Source organism: Syntrophorhabdaceae bacterium, assembly GCA_036504895.1.
Classification (GTDB): domain Bacteria; phylum Desulfobacterota; class Syntrophorhabdia; order Syntrophorhabdales; family Syntrophorhabdaceae; genus PNOM01.
In genome coordinates, this window is sequence record DASXUJ010000088.1 from 96,580 (window position 1) to 113,557 (window position 16,978).

Here is a 16,978-nt window from a genome sequence, read left to right on the forward strand (position 1 = left end):
TTAATTGCCCAGATATACTTCCTTCACCCGCGGGTCCACAAGAAGGTCCCGGGCATGACCTTCGAGCACACACGAGCCCGTCTCAAGCACGTAGCCTCTCTTCGAAATGGAAAGGGACGCGAAGGCATTCTGCTCCACCAGGAGAATCGTGAGGCCCTGTTCGCGGTTCAACTGTTCCAGGACCCCGAAGACCTGCTCCACGAGTTTCGGCATGAGCCCCATGGAAACCTCGTCAACGAGCAGGAGCTCAGGGTCCGATATGAGGGCCCTGGCAATGGACAACTGCTGCTGCTCGCCCCCTGAAAGGGTGGTCGCGAGCTGGCCGCTCCTCTCCTTAAGGATGGGGAATATGCCGTAGAGCCAATCGATCCTCTTATCCACCGGTATCTTCTTCTTAAGGCCGTAAACACCGGTAAGAAGGTTCTCGTACACGGTAAGTCTCGGGAAGAGTCGGGAGCGCTCCGGCACCATTCTTATCCCGATTCTCGCCCGTTCATGGGAGGCCATGGTGGTAATATCCCGTCCCTTAAAAAAAATCGCCCCGGCCTTCACCGGCAGTATGCCCATGAGGGCGCTCAAAATCGAGGTCTTACCCGCCCCGTTCGCGCCGATGATGGAGACGAGCTCTCCTTCTTCGAGCCGGAAATTGACACCCGAGACTGCTTCGATATCGCCGTAGGCGATGTGAATACCTTTCACCTCAAGGAGCATAGGCCACCCCCTTCCTGCCGAGATAGGCCTCGATCACCGTCTCGTCCTCCTGTATCACCTGAGGTGGCCCTTCAGCGATCTTCCTTCCGTGGTCAAGGACCACGATGCGGTCGCAGAGACCCATGGTGACCCGCATATTGTGCTCGATGAGGATCACGGTGCGTCCCTCGCCCCGTATGGTCCTGATGAGCGACTCCAGACGGGCGATCTCTTCATGTCTCAGGCCGGAAAAGGACTCATCCAGGAGAAGGAGGGTATGGCCCACCACCAGGGCGCGGGCAATCTCAAGACGGCGGAGGTTGCCCAGGGGTAAAAGCCCCGCTTTCCTGTCGGCGAGCTCGGCGAGTCCTACCTTTTCAAGGCATTCCATCGCCCTTGTTCGATCCGCCTTCGAGCGGGAGGACGACCATATTCTGGCAAGCCGTCCATAGCGCATGACACCGAGGGCCACGAGCACGTTCTCCAGGACCGTGAGGGTGGCGAAAGGCTTCACGATCTGAAAGGTCCTGCCTATCCCTTCCCGAGCGATCACATGGGAGGGAAGGCCGGAAATCCTTCTTCCCTGGAGGAGAATCTCCCCTCCGCTCGGCTCATAGGCGCCGGAGATGAGGTTGAAGAGCACGGTCTTACCCGCGCCGTTGGGACCGAGAATTCCCAGTATCTCACCTGCAAAGAGGTCGAAATCGACCCCGTCCACGGCCTTCAGGCCCCCGAAATATTTGGAGACCCCCCGTGCGGAGAGGAGCGGTTCGTTCATCCTTTGCTCCTTCTGAGAATGGGGTCGAGTACGCGGCGCATGGCGCTTTCTTCGCCCAGAAGGCCGCCTGGCTGAAAGCGGATCACGAGGATGAGGAGCACCGTATAGAAGAGCATACGATAGTCGACGAGGGGACGGAAGAGCTCGGGGAGGATGCCCAAAATCACGGTCCCCACCACAGGGCCCCACAAGGTGCCCATGCCGCCCAGTACGAGCATACTCAAAAGCATCACGGAGACAGGGAAGGAGAAGTCCCCCGCACTGATAAACTGCATGTAATGGGCGTAAAGGGAGCCTCCGAGGGCCGCCATGGCCGTGCCGATGACAAAGGCAAGGAGCTTGAACCTGACAGGAGATATCCCCATGGCAGAGGCCGCCGATTCCTCTTCCCGTATGGCATAGCATGCGAGGCTCGCCCAAGAGCGGGTGAACCACCAGCAGATGAGCTGGGTCACGGCGAGAAAGCCGAGGCAGAGATAAAAAAAGGAGATGCCCTTCAGCCGGATGTCGAAGAACATGATCCGGGGGATGCCTCCGATGCCGAGGGCGCCGCCGAAGAAGGGCACGTACCGGAAGACCGCCTCCACTATAAAGTTGATGCCGATGGTGGTGATGGCGAGAAAATCCTCCCTCACCCTGATGCTCGGGAGCCCGAGGAGGAATCCGATCGACATGCTTATGGCGAGTACCAGGGGCAGGGCGGTCCAGAAGGAAAGGCCGAGCTTGGTAGAGAGTATGGCAGCCGTATAGGCGCCGATGCCGAAAAAGGCCGCATGGCCGAGAGAGATCTGGCCCGCATAACCCACGATCACATTGAGCCCGCAGACCGCAATGGCCTGTATCACGATGAGGGTGCCGATGGTGATGACATAGGAGCTCATGCCCGCCTACCTCGATGAGCCGAGAAGCCCTTCCGAGCGCCACATGAGAACCCCTATCATGGCGATAAAGGCGAGGGCGTCCCTGGGAAGGGGGATATTCGCATAGCCGATGAGGAGGGTCTCCGCGGTGCCGAGAAGGAGCGAGGCGATCACGGCGCCGGGCACGGAGCCTAAGCCGCCCACCACGATGAGTGCCAGTGTCTTGTAAGCGGGGACGGTCCCCATGGTGGGATATACCTGGTTATAATAGATCCCCACGAGAATCCCCGCGATGGAGGCGATGGACGAGCCTATGACAAAGGTGAGGGATATGATCCTGTGGCTGTTTATGCCCATAGCCCCGGAAATGGCGATATCCTGGGAGGTGGCCCGCATGGCGAGGCCAAGCTCGGTCCGGGTCGTGATATACCAGAGCACGAGGAGCACGAGGGCGGTAATGGCGTACACAGCGAGGATCGTGGAGGATATGTTGATGCCGCCCACCGTGAGGTCAGGGAAGGGAAGCTTTGCCGGGAAGGTGAGGATATAGGGACCGGCAACGAGGCGGAGCACCTCTTCGAGGGAGAGCATGACGGCGATGCTTCCGATAAGGGGTACATAGGGCGGATATTTCATGAGCGGATAGTAGATGAACCTCTCGATGAGCACCCCCAGGACTGAGCAGAGCACCATGGAGCCCAAGAAGCCGACGATAAGGCTTCCGGTAAGGCCATAGAGGAGGAGCCCCGCATAGGCCCCCACGGTGAAGACTGCCGCATGGGCCACGTGGAGTATCCTCATGATGCCATAGACGAGGGCAAGCCCCAGGGTTATGAGGGCATAGATGGAGCCCATGGCGAGACCGTTCAGCAGTTGTTCGATAAATAAACGCATGAGGACTCCTTAACCCTCTCTTTCCATTATGGCGCGGGCGTGGGAGAGAATCTCGCTCTCCATCTCCCGCGCTTTTATTTCGAGAATATCCGCCTTTTCCGCCATGGCGGAGACGAAAGACTCGTCCTTAAGGGACGAGAGGTTTATCCGCACGTTGAGGAGGGCCCCCAGAACCGCGGAGCGGGCCATCAAAGCCCCCACCGCGCCGTCGGTGACGGCGTTCACGTTCCCCTCGACGATAACCCTTTTCGAGAGGTCGAGAAGCTCTACCCCTGCTTCGGCCACGGACATCGGTACCCGTGCCGCCTCGGTCAGGGCTGCCTGAATCGCCTGCTGCCGCGCAGCCTTTTCCCCATCCGTGGTTTTCACCATCCGGTATGCCTTCATCACTTCGGTATATGCGGCTGAATCCCTGTCGATATCGACCGTGAGCCGCGCCCCGATCTCCTCCGCCCGCCCTAGTATCGCGGTCATCCGCCCGTCGAGACTCGCCTCGTTCGATCTTCCCAAGGTAAGGCGGGCGACCATGGCGGACAGGGCTGCGGAAATTGCCGCACCGAGGGCGGCCACACTTCCTCCGCCGGGGACGGGCTCACCTGAACCCACCCGTTCCAGGAATTCTTTAATTTTCAATTCCGATAGCATATTCCCCCTGCAGTCCCTTTCCTGTCTACCACAATTTCACCGTTTTTCACAACCTTTTCCACACTGTTGACTGCGATATGATAGGGGATATAGAGGTAGGAGGGATACTCGAGCACCACCACGTCCCCTGCCTTCCCCTCTTCCAGGCTTCCTGTGGTCCCGGCCCGCCCCAAAGCTGCCGCCCCGTTGAGCGTAAGGGCCGTGAGCGCCTCTTCAGGGGTCATTCCCATATGAAGGGTCGCAAGGGCAAAGAGGAGTGGGATCGATTCGGTAAAGCAGCTTCCTGGATTAAAATCAGTCGCGAGCGCCACCGCACAGCCCCTGTCGATCATGAACCGCGCCCTTGCATAGGGCTCGCGGAGGCTGAAGGCGGTGGCGGGCAGGAGGGTCGCCACGACCCCCGCGTGGGCCATGCCGTCTATTGCCACGTCCGAGGCGTGGAGGAGGTGGTCCGCGGACTGTGCCCCGAGCTCAATTGCCAGTTCCGCCCCGCCGAGGTGGGTGATCTCATCCGCATGGATCTTTATCTTCATGCCTGCCGCCCGTGCCGCTAAAAGGAGTCGCCTCGACTGGTCTACCGAGAATACCCCCTTCTCGCAGAAGATGTCGGCGAATTCGGCGAGGGAGAACCGGGCTATCTCGGGAAGCACCTTTTCTATGAGAAAATCGACGAACCTGTCCCCCTTTCCCCCAAACTCCGGAGGCACCGCATGGGCGCCCAGAAAGGTCCGCACCACGTCGACGGGGTGAACTGTGTCAAGTTCCCCCATTACTTCGAGCTGCTTTATCTCCGTATCGCGATCGAGTCCGTAGCCACTTTTACCTTCCACGGTGGTGACCCCGAAGGCGAGCATACGGTCGAGGCGGGCCCTGCCGGATCTCTTCAATTCTTTCTTTGAGGACTCGCGGGTGGCTTCCACGGAGCTAATAATGCCGCCGCCCCGTTTCATGATCTCCATGTAGCTCTCGCCCCGGATGCGCCAGGAGAATTCCTCGGCTCTGTAGCCGCCGAAGATGAAATGGGTATGGGAATCGACAAAACCGGGAAGCACCGCTTTGCCCGCGGCATCGATCACGACGAATTTTTCCCGGTCCACGTGGGGCAGCACCTCTTCCGTCCTGCCCACCCGGGTAATGATTCCCTCTTCTATGGCGAGCGCGCCGTCGGGGATGATCGCGAGAGAGGACATATCGGCTCCGGCAATCGGACCCCGACCCTTCGGGGTCACAAGCTGAGCCGCGTGTATAATGAGTAGGTTTCCCCCCACCCTTACTCCATGATCCTTGCTTCCAGGACCTGGTCGAGGGAGAAATTCTCGAGGCCCATGTAGTATGCTGCCGTATCGGTGAGGGCAACCATGGGCGAAAGGCCCACGATCTCGCTCCCTATCACGTTGACGCCGTAACGCTTCGCCTCCGTCCGCACGAGCTCAAAGGCCCGGTAGAGGGGGGTCCTCGTGTAGTCGGTCATGTTCATGGAGACCTGGGTGATGCCCCGCTCATGGAGGGCTACTCCCATGGCCTTGCAAAACCTGAGCCCGCCGCTTATATGCCTCACCGCTTTTGCGATCGCGTTCGCGATCTCGAGATTATCCGTCGCGAGGTTCACATTGAATGCGATAAGGGGCATCCGGGCGCCCACTGCCACGACCCCTGCGGTAGGGTGAATATGGTCTTCGCCGAAATCGGGTTTCCATTCGGGTAATTTCACCTTTTCCGCCATGCCCTCGAATTGGCCCTTCCGTATGGCGGCGAGGTCAATGCGTCCGGGCACCAATGCAGACGATTCATAGAGGAAGACAGGGAGGCGGTACGTCTCCCAGAGCGCTTTCCCCACGCGTTTCGAGAGGTCTATCGCCTCGTCGACCGTCACATCCCGCACGGGGATAAAGGGGATCACGTCGGCCGCGCCCATCCGGGGGTGCTGCCCCTTGTGGAGCCTCATGTCGATCACGTCGATGGCCGCGCCTACCGCGGCCACGACCGCCTCTTTGACCGGCTCCGGCTCTCCCACCACGGTCACCACGAGCCGGTTGTGGTCCTCGTCCTTCTGATAATCGAGGAGCTTTACCCCCTCTTTCCCGCGGAAAGGGGTGAGGATGCGCTCTATCTTCTCCATGTCCCTGCCTTCGCTGAAATTAGGCACGCATTCAACGATCTTCTTCATTTATCACCCTCGGTCAATCAGTTTTGTAATCATCTCTTCATCGGCGAGATAGGGGAGGGTAATCTGATCCGTCCCCTTATTCGCCTCGTTATAGCGTATCACCGTCTCGATGGAGCCCCTGTTGCGGGCCCAGGCCCTGCGCGCCACGCCGCCCATCACGTCCCAGGGAATGGCCTCCCTGATGACCCGGTCCACCCGTTCGCTTCCGTCGAGGACGAGGCCGAAGCCGCCGTTGATCGCCTTCCCGATGCCCACGCCGCCCCCGTTGTGGAGGGCCACGAGGCTCATCCCGCGGCAGGCGTTGCCCGCGAAACATTGGGTGGCCATATCGGCCATGATGTTACTGCCGTCTTTAATATTGGCCGTCTCCCTGAAAGGGGAATCGGTGCCGCCCGTGTCGTGGTGGTCCCGTCCGAGCATGACGGGCCCGATCTCACCCTTTCTCACCATCTCGTTAAATTTGAGGGCAATATTCATGCGCCCTTCCGAGTCCTGGTAGAGTATTCTGGCCTGGGTGCCCACCACGAGGTTATTCTTCTTCGCATCCCTGATCCAGTTATAGTTGTCCCGGTCCTGGAACCTTCCTTCGGGATCGATGCACGACATGGCCGCCTGGTCCGTCTTTTCCAGGTCTTCAGGCAGACCGCTCAGACAGACCCAGCGGAAAGGCCCGTACCCGAGATCGAAGAGGAGCGGCCCCATGATGTCCTCCACGTAGGAGGGGAAAATGAACCCTTTGGTGGCGTCCCGGCCGTTCCTGCATATCTCGGCGATGCCCGTATCGTAGACGGCTTTTAAAAAGCTGTTCCCGTAATCGAAGAAATAGACGCCCCGCGCAACAAGGGTCTTGATGAGCTCGTAATGCCTTTTGAGGGAGGCATCGACCATGGCCCTGAACTTTGTGTGGTCCGTCCTGAGGAGCTCAGTCCGGGCCTCGAAAGTGAGGCCCTGGGGGCAGTAACCCCCGTCGTAGGCCGCATGGCAGGAGGTCTGGTCGGAAAGGAGGTCGATGGGCACGCGGTGGGTCACCGCGTGTTCGAGGAGGTCGACGATATTTCCGTAGAAGGCGATGGAGCCTTTGGTCTTCTCTTCCGTAAGGCCTGCCGCCATGCGGAATGCCTCTTCCGGCGTCTCGACCACCCGGCTCACCCACCCCTGAGACTGCCTCGTTTTTATCCGTGAAGGGTCGACCTCCGCAATAATGGCGACGCCGTTGGCGATCTCCGCGGCCTTCCCCTGGGCGCCGCTCATACCCCCGAGCCCTGAGGAGACGAAAAGCCTGCCCGTCATATCCGCCCTGTCGGAGAGATCGAACTTGAGGCGGGCCGCATTGAGGAGGGTGGAATAGGTGCCGTGGACAATGCCCTGGGGGCCGATATACATCCAACCCCCTGCGGTCATCTGGCCGTAGTTCGCCACCCCGAGGGCCGCGGCCCTGTGCCAGTTCTCCTGGTCGTCGAAGCAGCCCACCATGAGGCCGTTGGTAATTATCACCCGCGGGGCGTGGGCGCTCGACCTGAAAAGCCCGAGGGGATGGCCTGATTCCACCACCAGGGTCTTCTCATGGTCCAGGCACTTCAAATATTCGACAATAAGGCGGTACTGGAGCCAGTTCTGGCAGACCTGGCCCGTCTCGCCGTAGGTGACGAGCTCATAAGGGTAGAGGGCCACGTCGAAGTCGAGATTGTTGTCGATCATGATCTGAAAGGCCCTGCCTTCGATGCATTCTCCCGTATATGATGAGATCGCCTTTCCCCTGATCGCCCCAACAGGTCTGAAACGGTAGGCGTAAATCCTCCCGCGGGTCCTGAGCTCTTCGAGAAATTCAGGGGCAAGGGCCGCATGCCACTTCTCCGGCACGTAACGCAACGCGTTCTTCAAGGCAAGGATGATCTCCTCTCTTGAAAGGGTGAGGTTCCGCTTCGGCGCCCTGCGCACCCCCGCCACGAAAGCGGGCATGGCCGGCAATTCGCTGAACAGGTCCTCGAGCCTCACGCTCATCGCCCGGGAGATCGCATCATTCGAGATCATGATTTCCTCCGGAAATAATTGGTAAAATCGTATATAGTATATGGTATATCGTATATAGGAAACGCGACGGGATTAGCCTTTTCCGTCCTCTTTTCCCTCAACCTCTACCTGTCTCAACCTCAACCTGCCTTTAAAGCAGCACCTCTTCCTTCCACCCTGTTTTCACGAGCTCTATTTTATTGAGGTCGGAGGTGCCGAGCTTATATTTCTTGTCTGCCACGGTGATGTGGACCGGTGCGGTATCGAGGGATCTGTCTTCGCCGAAATGGGCGACCCTCTTTCGCCTCAAAAGCTCGGCGCCTATGGCGTCGACCGCCACCGGGTCGGTGCCCACGATGATCCCCTTATAGGGCCACACGTAGCGCCTGTCGAAAAAATTAGCGCCCCGGCCGTAAAATTGGGGGGTCAAGGCTACGAGTATGTTGAGGCGGGTTTTCCCTTTGACAGGGGCAAGGGTCCAGATCTTCCCCAAGTCCGCGCACCCGTCCGGATGATACTCCGACGGCACAGGGGTAAACATGATGTAATTCTTGAGGCACGTGCCCACACCCGACCAATGGTGGGTCCTGACGGGGCGGACATTGACGAGCGCCGTGGCATCGACGAAGAGAGGATTGGTCCGTACGCCCCTGTCGTCTATGCCGATAAGGGCTTCGGCCACTCCCGCATCCATAATCCGACGTTTTAAGGCCTGCTCCATTTCTTTCGGAGTCGAAAGGTGGCGCCATGCGTTGGTCTTGATGCCTACCCGGTCATCTTTTTTGAAGAGGCTCTTCCAGCCGTCCATCGGCGTCTTTTGGTCTGCCACGAGCCGAACCGCCTCGTCGAGCATGGCCTGAAGCACCCCCGCCTGGATATCGCCGTCGGGGCCCAGAACCCTCTCATCCCTTATGAGGACCACCTTCGACCGCGCCTGGGCCTTTGCCGAATGAGGCAAAACGGGTGTTATGGCTGCTCCCAGCACCACGCCTGCGGTTCCTCTAAGAAAATCACGACGGGTAATCATCCCGGTCTTTTTCATATTCCCTCCTTACGGCACCTTCGCCAGTGCCGTCTCTACTATTTTCGATCCGTATTTTTCATCGGGGGCATCGAAGGCAATGGCCACATAGACGCCCCGCTTCTCCGCAACCGTCCATTTTCCGTCTTCCGTCTTCACCGATGATTTGCCTTTTGCGTCGGGCATATAAGATTTGACGAAAGAGTCGAATGCGATGTTCGCCCGCTCCCCGGTCGGATAGCTGACAAGCAGGAAGTGCATCTTCTGATTGCCGGCGCCGTACCTCCCCAAGGCCGCCTCCACGTCACCGCCCAGATTGAGGATATTCGCATGGGCAATGAAAAAACGCTGATTGAGGAGGATGTGGCTGTGGAGAAACCATGTATGGGTTTTGGCAAGAGGGCTTTTGCCGGAAGGCAGGAGGCCCAGGATCGAGGGGGGTTTACCTGTTCGGGTAATGGCCGATGCGATATGACGCCCCATGGCCAGGGTCGCCTTCTCCACGTCGTCTCCTGCCCCATCCCCATAGACGCTCACAAAATAGGGACCTTTCCAGAACCTGAGGAGACCTCCCCCGAATTCGGAGCCCTGGCCGATATGGCCGCCGGGGTCGTCGCTCTCGAAGGTGAAGAGCCCATAGGCATCTTCCGGCGAGGCCATGGTATAAATTTCCGCCACGATATCGGGCCGCTTCGCATGACCGTAGCGCACCACCGTGAGACCCTTCATGTTATAGGCGATGAACAGCTCGGCCGCGCCGTTCATATATGTATAGGCCGTGGTCGGCGTGTAACCGATCGGGCCCTCCGTGATCTTCCAGTCTTCCATCTTCGAAGGCCATAGTTGACTTCCTTCCACCACCGCCCCCTTTTCGGCACATGCAGTTCGCTCAGGGAACCACCCTGACAATAAGAGAAAAAGACAGGCTGCGCCGATTGCCATACACCGAGCTTTTGTCATATATTCCATGCTGTTGGAATCCTCCGGTTAATCTATCATACTTCCGTGCCCGTTTAAATCGAATCCGGGGCACATAAACTATGTATCATGGCGAAGAAGGAATTCGTCCACGGCCTTCATATAAGCCTCCGGCTGTTCCAGATGGTGCATATGGGAGGCCTCTTCGAAAATAATCATCTCCGAGCCGGGAAGCATGTCGCGATAGTATTCCATGGTAGCGGGCGCCGCCTCGTCATATCGACCGGCGGTGAAGAGGACGGGCACGGTGATCTCCTTAAGCTCGGCGGTCCGGTCGTACTCCTTGAGCGTGCCGGTGAGCGTGAATTCACTTGGACCCCACATATACTCGTAGACAAAGTGTCCGAATTTCGAGAAGGTCCTTTTCATGCTTTCCGGCCATGGGTCAAGGCGGCATACATGAGTTCTGTAATAGACTTCATGGCGTCCTGGTAGGCCTGGGACGCGAACTCCCCTGTTGCCTCGCTCCGGTTGATGATCCTCCGGAGAGAGTCGGGGAAGGCTGAAAGGTATTGCCTCTGGTCGGTGATAAAACGTTGCGCCGAAAGGCAGGGACCGGAAAAGACGAGGCTCGCCACCCCTTCGGGCTTTCGGGTAAGCATATACTCCACAACGAGCATAGAGCCCCATGACTGGCCTAGAATATGGAGCCTTGTGAGCCCCAGGGCCTTCCGGAGAAGGGAGAGCTCCTCCACGAAACGGGAAAGGGTGAAGAGCGACAGATCCTCCGGCGTCTCCGAATTCCCACAGCCGAGCTGATCGTAGAATATGACCGGACGCTTGGCTGATAAGGCCTCCAGGGATTCCAGATAGTCGTGGGGAGCACCGGGCCCGCCATGGACAACGAGGAGGGGGAGCGAAGAGGCACTCGCCCCTGCTATCCTAAACCAGACCTTGCCTCCGGGTACCTTTATAAAGCCTTCTTCCATTATTTTCATTTCTTCATCTTCCTCGAGACTCGCGATTCAACCGGCCGCCATGCCATATATTATAGCAGAGAAGCGGGGTTTCTCCCATTGAACGCGCTTTTGCAGCCTTGACAATGGGACGCGCGGATTCACATTATAATAGAAGGTACAGATTCTCGGGGGATAAGATAATCGGAATGAAAAGGTCAGTTTATTCAGCGGTGTGTGCACTGCTCTTCATCGGTGCGTCGTCATGCTCCTCAACCTTCACCGCCTACAGGGCGGATATGTTCCAGGGCATGAACTTTCTGGAGCAGCAGGAATATGCCCGCGCCCTCGCCTCATTCGAAAAGGCCGCGGCTGAGCAGCCTGACGCAGGCTCCCTCGCATATGCGGCAACCGCCAGTTACAAGGCAGGCGACCTGGCCCGTGCCGAAGGGTACATAAACCAGGCGGACACGCTGGAGAGAAAAGGGTTTTTTGCCTTGCGCATCGCGGGATACAAGACCCTGGTGCTCTTTGCAAAAAACGAAAAAGCCGCCGGTTTCGAAGCACTTAAAGATTATATCGAGCTCTACAGCCACCTCTACCCCTTAAGGACCATCAGCATGGAGCAGGAAATGCTCGAGAAAGGAAAGGTCGAGCTCGTGCTGCTGGAAGTCCTTGTCGATGACCAGGCCACAAAATACGAGGATGAGGTGGGGCAATGGAAGAAGACCCTGACGGGATTCCGCGAACGGGCTCCCTGAACTGCCCGGTCTGCGCCGCCTTTGACTTCCTGATTTTTTTTAACTCTGATTGACCGGCTACAAATCCTTTAAAATAAGTTAGAATGTCGTCGGGAACTATTCATCTCATCAATCACGGGAGGAAAAGGGGAAATGACGCGACTCGATGCATATATGGAGCAGGCGATCGGTAAAGGGGCGAAGGAGGCGAAGGTTATCAATCCGTCGACAGTATTTACCGCGCCCTGGGTGCGCATGAAGTGCAGGTTCGGCTGCCCCATGCACGGCAAAGGACTCTGCTGCCCTCCTTTCACGCCCACCTGGGTTGAGACGCGGGCCGTCCTCGATTCATACGAACAGGCCATACTTCTCCACCGCCAGGGCACGAGCGGCTTAGACAAGGCTTTTAATGAAACCCTGGTGGACCTGGAAAGAACCCTTTTTCTCGACGGCTTCTACAAGGCCCTTGCCCTTGGAAGCGGCCCGTGCAGGATATGCAACGAGTGCGACCCCACGGGAAGCTGCAAAAACCCGATGAAGGCCCGCCCCTCGATGGAAAGCTGCGGGATAGACGTATTCAGGACTGCCCGGGAGAATGGCTTCCCCATCCAGACGGTCCGGGTGAAAGGGGATGAGAAAAACCTTTACGGCCTTCTCCTGGTGGAGTAGCCGGCGAGCTTTTCTCATGCAGGAGGCCCTTGGAAGGCCCCCTGCCGCTACGAGAGGCACCTACTTATAGACGCCGCACCCCACATAGTAGTCTGCACCTTCGACCTTTTTGATCCAGGTTATTTTGGCCTGCACCTTTTTCGTCGCAGGATTGGTCCACGAATATTCCACCCATCCGCCCCCCTTTGCCGCGGCCACGTCAGTCATCTCCTTAAAGAAGAGCTTATTGGCGGAGTCCCTGAGCCCCAGGAGGTTCTTTCCCGCAAGCTGGGGGCTTGCCCCGTTCGCCAGGCACGTGCCGTTTAAGTCATTGGCGAAGATATACAGATCACCCTTGACGAATTGGCCGCCGGGGTTATTGAACTCCGCCACGGCCTTCTCCTTTCCATTCGCCTTCGCGAAGGCAGCCGCCTTTTCCGCAAATATTTTCGCTTCCTCCTGTGAGGCTGCCCCGGCCGCACAGACCATCCCCAGTGCCGCAACCAACACGCATAGGTGAAAAAACAGGTTCTTCTTCATATATAACCCTCCCTTATAGATTTGCAGAAAAGCCCGTGACCGGGCCTTGCCGCATAATAAGCAGGTTAAGGAAAAGTCTTTTCGAATCGTAAAAAAAATTATGAAGCGCTATTTTTGAAAAAACCAGACTTCACCGTGCCCCCACAATGACGGTTACCGGTCCGCTTAAAAGATAATCTTTCCTGTATTATCAAGGATCAGCGGATCGTGTGGCCCCGTCGTCCGGCTTATATTGTCCTGATATATTGTATACAATATATATCGGCGGAAATGTCAAAAAGTAAAGGAAAATTCGTAAGAATTGTCGCAGGAGGTATTACACGAAAAGCTTAGGAGCAGATAAACCGACCCCGCGCGGTGAGGCTTCCCCTCTTTATCCGCGCGGGAACTTACCTCACGATCCCTGCCCTACGCCCGGACCACCTCGATCCAACCTTCGTTCCCATTAATGGTGACCATATCTCCCGTACGGATCATCTCGAGAGGGTTCTTCTCAAGGAGATGGATCATGGGTGTATTCGTAATCACCGCGCTGCAGGTGACGATCCCTTCGGCTTTTACGTTGATGAGGCCTATGGGCGCCTTGCCTTTTTTATAGGCAACCCAGAATTGCCACGATCCCGTGGTCGATCCCTTGCCCTGAGGGAAGACGAGTATCTTTCCCGCCACGCTCTGTCCCAAAAGGACATGGCCCTTTTCCCGGATTACCCCTGTCTGGGGGTTCATGCCGCCGGTAAAGGAGATGGGCATGGAAGAGACAAGGGCTTCACCCTTCACCACCCCCGGCACTATGGCCTTACCTTTTATCCTTATCACGGAGCCCGACTGAGCTGCCGCCTCGTTAAGACCGGACATGACCATACCCGAGGCGACGAGGGTGACGCCTGCCGTTTTCAAGAATTCTCTTCTTGTAGTTGCCATGATTTCACCTTTATCCTTATTCTCTATATCCGTCCCTGCCATTTGCCCGCGATCGCCGAGTTAATGCACTCTTCAGTAGTGCCGAACCAGGTGCCCATGCCCCACAGGTTGGTCGCGTAGTAGCTGCCCCGCACCGAGTTTATGGCCATGGTCTTGATGCCCCGCTCCTTCAGATAGATGAAGGGGCCATCGCCGGCGCCCACGTCGGCTACGATCCTGCCGCCTGCCGCTTTTATCTTCTCTTCGTAGCCCATTCTTTTACAGAGGGTCTTTACCCAGTTGGAGGTGCAGAACCAAAGCTCCGTGCCGGCCGCGACCTTCTTCCCTTCCAATAACGCGACGGCCTGGGTCATCTCCTGAATGCTGCACTGAGGACATCCGAAGATCACGAGGTCTACCTTGTCCGTTTTCGCGCTGGATGCCTCTTTGTATCCCTGGCGTACATCCTCTTCACTGATGGAGATAACCTCGAGGCCTTTCGCGCTGCCCTGGCACGCCGCTTCCAGGGTGGGCGCTTCAGGCGTGATGCCCACCAGGTGGATCATGGGCATGGCGCCCGTGGTCGTAAGGCTGTAGAAGAGGGCCCTGATGTTCTCGAAGGGCATGTACTCCGGGGGCAGATCGATAAAGACGGGGATCCTGGGACCGATGATCTTACCCATCTTATAGCCCATGGCCTGCCACTGGGCATAATCGAACTTCGAAAGAGGGAGATTTTTCGTGCTTACAAGGACCTGTCCTTTTCTGTTTTCCGTCAGATGGAGACCCATCTCCGGGATCACTCCCGTCACCCCCGCGGAAATGACCACATGGTCGCCGTCACGGTTCGACCGCGCCCCTATCACGGAATTCGCGTAACAGAGGCTTCCCGAGGATGCCCAGGCGATATGGTCCCCGAAGCGCGGCACGTTGCCTACAAGGTAGTGGTGGCACGTATAGGTAAGGGTCACGCCGAGGGCCTTCAGTGCGGAATTCATCCTGTTCTGGATCATTTGGATCCTTACGGGCACTCCCAGCTCCTCGGGGTTGTCAAAATCATACATCTCCGGATTTTTCGTGGTATAGATCTGCAGCTTCGCCCCATCCCGGACGATCTCTTCGACCCACGCAATGCCTTCGTCCTCCATGACCGCGTAATTTCCCGCAATATGGCCGCTCACGATGGGGACCATGCGCTTTGCGCCCGCCACCTCACCCATGGCAACAAGAAGCTGCATGCATTTCTGAGCGCCCTTCCCCTCCTTGCCCGCTAAACACCCCTGCTCTCTCTTTGTAAGCTCCATGGTTCCTCCTTACGAGCGGTCTTTCACTTTTTTCTGCATTGTGGGGAGCATGTTCTGAATTGGGAACATTATATCCAATGGTATCCGACGAATCAAAAGGTGTCAAGACAAAAAACCGACCTGACGGAATGGCGGGATATGGACGGCAAGGAACAGGTGGCCACGAGGGAAAATCTTCGGGGTCAGGCGCAGTTCCCGAAGCAGTGCGGCCGCCATTTGGAGGGACGAAGCTTAATGTGGTAGAATGGTTGCCCCAGTACAGGAGGACCATGGCAGACTTTGATATTCAGTTCAAGCAGGCGGATGATTCTTTCAGCCGCGGCGAATACAGGCGGTGCGTGAAGCAGTGCGCCGCAACGATGAAAGCGTTCATGTTGGAGGCATTTTTCAGGCATTTCGGGAAAAACGCGGGGAAAGACCCCGTGGTAAAGGAGCACCTGTTGTCATGCGGAAAAAGCTCCGTCGACTACATGGCCCTTGCCGAATTGGTTGACCTTTGCCGGAAGAAGGGGATGTTCCCTCTCTATGTCGATCCCGTCAGAACAGTCCGGGTAGATGTGCCGGACCTCCGGCGGGCGGTAAAGATAGAGAACGGATCGGCTCAGGCGACAACGGCGGATCGGGAAGCGAAAGATAATGCCCGCGCAATCCTTGAGATCCTTTCCAGGCTGCTGAATATCCCCGCCGCCGCATCACGGGCCGGGGCGGACAGGCAAAATGCACCGGGGGCTGCAGGGTGCACGGCACAAATAGAGACCTCCCCATCCGCTGCTTCCGGCGCCGATGTGAGAAAGCCGAGACGAATCATCCCGGGGGCGCGGCGCACCGAGACTATCGTTCGGCACACAAAGAAGGATTTCCCGCAGGAAACCACCATGGTCGTCTACCGGAACAGGCAGTCGGGGAGGTCTTTCCTTCATATTGAAGACGTGGGAGAAGACCAGGCCCGTTTCGTAAGCCCTTACGGAGACATAAGGCTCCTATCTCTCAACCTGTTCGAAGAACCCGAAAAGATCGAAAAAACGTCTCTCTTATCGGAGAATTTGATCACCACGGACCAGGTAAACGCCTTCGTTGAGACCACCCAAACCCCCCAGGGAATCGGAACCGCCACATGGTATAACCCGACCGCGCCGGCCGCTGCTTCTCCCCATCAATCCCCATTCATCAAAAGAATGGCCCCGAACGATCTCGTCCCCCATGTAGTCGCCGTTCTTTCAAAACACGGCGGTCAGGCGAAACAAGCCCAGATAGTGGAAGAGGTCTTCGAATTCTTCAAGAACATCTTTCAGGAGCCTTTTTACCAGGAGCTTACGTCGCCGGGAGTTCCGAAATGGAAATATTACATAATAGCCGCCAGGAAGCTCGCAGAAGAACAGGACCTCATCGAACCGTCGCCAGGCCCGGGCCGCGGCTGGGAACTCACTCCGAAAGGGGCCAAGGGGCCGTCCGCAAAGAAGCAAAGAAGTGTCGGGCGCTGAAAGCCACCCGCCCGGGCCCTGAATATCAACCTCTACGGCCTATTCGATAACCGTTCCTTTGCCCGTCTTCCGGTATTCGAGCTCTTCGTGGCTGACGAGCGCCGTTCTGCCCTGACCGTCGGGTCGTAATCCGTGAAGGTTGCACCAATCGGTAAATGTTTCCGGATTGATGTCTATGCGTAGGGCGATATTGCCGATGCGCTTGATCTCTTCCAATTCTCTTTTGACAATGGCTTTCCAGTCTTCATACTTGGCGGGCATGTTCCTGGAGTCAACAAAGATCTCAAGCGCCCTGCGGTATGTCGATTCATCTTTGTACCAGGCAATTCCTATGACGTCGTTCATTCTGACCCTTCCTTTCGTCTTTGTCGTAATATTAGGGTAAGTCTGTTTTTCACATATGTCTACGAGGAGCATGAAACAATT

At 57.2% G+C, this 16,978-nt stretch carries 19 protein-coding genes; 3 read left to right on the plus strand and 16 right to left on the minus strand.

The features are described from left to right. The 12 genes from VGJ94_12745 to VGJ94_12800 all read right to left on the minus strand — a co-directional run bounded on the left by VGJ94_12745 (position 1) and on the right by VGJ94_12800 (position 10,981). Positions 1-711, minus strand: coding sequence for an ABC transporter ATP-binding protein (locus tag VGJ94_12745; protein ID HEY3277481.1), 711 nt, complete (start codon positions 709-711; stop codon positions 1-3). Then, entirely contained in the window at positions 701-1,468 is a 768-nt protein-coding gene (locus VGJ94_12750; protein HEY3277482.1) for an ABC transporter ATP-binding protein, read from the minus strand. The genes VGJ94_12745 and VGJ94_12750 overlap by 11 nt, the downstream gene beginning before the upstream one ends. Continuing rightward, the gene (locus tag VGJ94_12755) at positions 1,465-2,349 is read right to left on the minus strand and encodes a branched-chain amino acid ABC transporter permease (protein HEY3277483.1); all 885 of its coding nucleotides are present in this window, start codon (positions 2,347-2,349) and stop codon (positions 1,465-1,467) included. The genes VGJ94_12750 and VGJ94_12755 overlap by 4 nt, the downstream gene beginning before the upstream one ends. A gap of 6 nt (positions 2,350-2,355) precedes the next feature. Then, the gene (locus VGJ94_12760) at positions 2,356-3,222 is read right to left on the minus strand and encodes a branched-chain amino acid ABC transporter permease (GenBank protein ID HEY3277484.1); all 867 of its coding nucleotides are present in this window, start codon (positions 3,220-3,222) and stop codon (positions 2,356-2,358) included. Positions 3,223-3,231: 9 nt separating this feature from the next. Further along, positions 3,232-3,867, minus strand: coding sequence for a cyclodeaminase/cyclohydrolase family protein (locus tag VGJ94_12765; GenBank protein HEY3277485.1), 636 nt, complete (start codon positions 3,865-3,867; stop codon positions 3,232-3,234). Further along, positions 3,852-5,057: an imidazolonepropionase gene (gene hutI, locus VGJ94_12770; GenBank protein ID HEY3277486.1), complete on the minus strand. Its 1,206-nt coding sequence runs from the start codon at positions 5,055-5,057 to the stop codon at positions 3,852-3,854. Before hutI ends, VGJ94_12765 begins: the two co-directional genes overlap by 16 nt. Before the next feature lie 80 nt (positions 5,058-5,137). Next, complete coding sequence (ftcD, locus tag VGJ94_12775; protein HEY3277487.1) at positions 5,138-6,034, minus strand: glutamate formimidoyltransferase; 897 nt, start codon at positions 6,032-6,034, stop codon at positions 5,138-5,140. Positions 6,035-6,037: 3 nt separating this feature from the next. Beyond that, entirely contained in the window at positions 6,038-8,065 is a 2,028-nt protein-coding gene (locus VGJ94_12780) for a urocanate hydratase (protein HEY3277488.1), read from the minus strand. Between the two features lie 130 nt (positions 8,066-8,195). Further along, positions 8,196-9,086 carry a DUF362 domain-containing protein gene (locus VGJ94_12785; protein ID HEY3277489.1) on the minus strand — a complete coding sequence of 297 codons (891 nt, stop codon included), beginning with the start codon at positions 9,084-9,086 and terminating at the stop codon, positions 8,196-8,198. A gap of 9 nt (positions 9,087-9,095) precedes the next feature. After that, positions 9,096-9,923: a DUF6599 family protein gene (locus VGJ94_12790; GenBank protein HEY3277490.1), complete on the minus strand. Its 828-nt coding sequence runs from the start codon at positions 9,921-9,923 to the stop codon at positions 9,096-9,098. A 180-nt stretch (positions 9,924-10,103) separates the two neighbouring features. Next, positions 10,104-10,412 carry an alpha/beta fold hydrolase gene (locus tag VGJ94_12795; protein HEY3277491.1) on the minus strand — a complete coding sequence of 103 codons (309 nt, stop codon included), beginning with the start codon at positions 10,410-10,412 and terminating at the stop codon, positions 10,104-10,106. After that, positions 10,409-10,981 carry a proline iminopeptidase-family hydrolase gene (locus VGJ94_12800; GenBank protein ID HEY3277492.1) on the minus strand — a complete coding sequence of 191 codons (573 nt, stop codon included), beginning with the start codon at positions 10,979-10,981 and terminating at the stop codon, positions 10,409-10,411. The genes VGJ94_12795 and VGJ94_12800 overlap by 4 nt, the downstream gene beginning before the upstream one ends. A 167-nt stretch (positions 10,982-11,148) precedes the next feature. Between VGJ94_12800 and VGJ94_12805 the strand changes: the two genes are divergently transcribed. Both VGJ94_12805 and VGJ94_12810 read left to right on the plus strand, forming a co-directional pair. After that, the gene (locus VGJ94_12805; GenBank protein HEY3277493.1) at positions 11,149-11,700 is read left to right on the plus strand and encodes a hypothetical protein; all 552 of its coding nucleotides are present in this window, start codon (positions 11,149-11,151) and stop codon (positions 11,698-11,700) included. 132 nt (positions 11,701-11,832) lie between these two features. After that, positions 11,833-12,348 (plus strand): DUF2284 domain-containing protein, encoded by a 516-nt coding sequence (locus VGJ94_12810; protein ID HEY3277494.1) that lies wholly within the window; start codon positions 11,833-11,835, stop codon positions 12,346-12,348. 60 nt (positions 12,349-12,408) lie between these two features. Here the strand turns inward: VGJ94_12810 and VGJ94_12815 are convergent, their stop codons facing one another. The 3 genes from VGJ94_12815 to VGJ94_12825 all read right to left on the minus strand — a co-directional run bounded on the left by VGJ94_12815 (position 12,409) and on the right by VGJ94_12825 (position 15,071). Continuing rightward, positions 12,409-12,867 carry a cache domain-containing protein gene (locus VGJ94_12815; GenBank protein HEY3277495.1) on the minus strand — a complete coding sequence of 153 codons (459 nt, stop codon included), beginning with the start codon at positions 12,865-12,867 and terminating at the stop codon, positions 12,409-12,411. Between the two features lie 408 nt (positions 12,868-13,275). Beyond that, positions 13,276-13,788: a DUF126 domain-containing protein gene (locus VGJ94_12820; GenBank protein HEY3277496.1), complete on the minus strand. Its 513-nt coding sequence runs from the start codon at positions 13,786-13,788 to the stop codon at positions 13,276-13,278. Positions 13,789-13,811: 23 nt separating this feature from the next. Further along, positions 13,812-15,071 carry an aconitase X catalytic domain-containing protein gene (locus tag VGJ94_12825; GenBank protein ID HEY3277497.1) on the minus strand — a complete coding sequence of 420 codons (1,260 nt, stop codon included), beginning with the start codon at positions 15,069-15,071 and terminating at the stop codon, positions 13,812-13,814. A gap of 269 nt (positions 15,072-15,340) precedes the next feature. Here VGJ94_12825 and VGJ94_12830 point away from each other — a divergent pair, with 269 nt between their 5' ends. Then, complete coding sequence (locus tag VGJ94_12830; protein HEY3277498.1) at positions 15,341-16,552, plus strand: hypothetical protein; 1,212 nt, start codon at positions 15,341-15,343, stop codon at positions 16,550-16,552. A 39-nt stretch (positions 16,553-16,591) separates the two neighbouring features. On the opposite strand, the gene VGJ94_12835 is transcribed toward VGJ94_12830, so the two are convergent. After that, complete coding sequence (locus VGJ94_12835; GenBank protein ID HEY3277499.1) at positions 16,592-16,897, minus strand: hypothetical protein; 306 nt, start codon at positions 16,895-16,897, stop codon at positions 16,592-16,594. Positions 16,898-16,978: the final 81 nt, after the last annotated feature.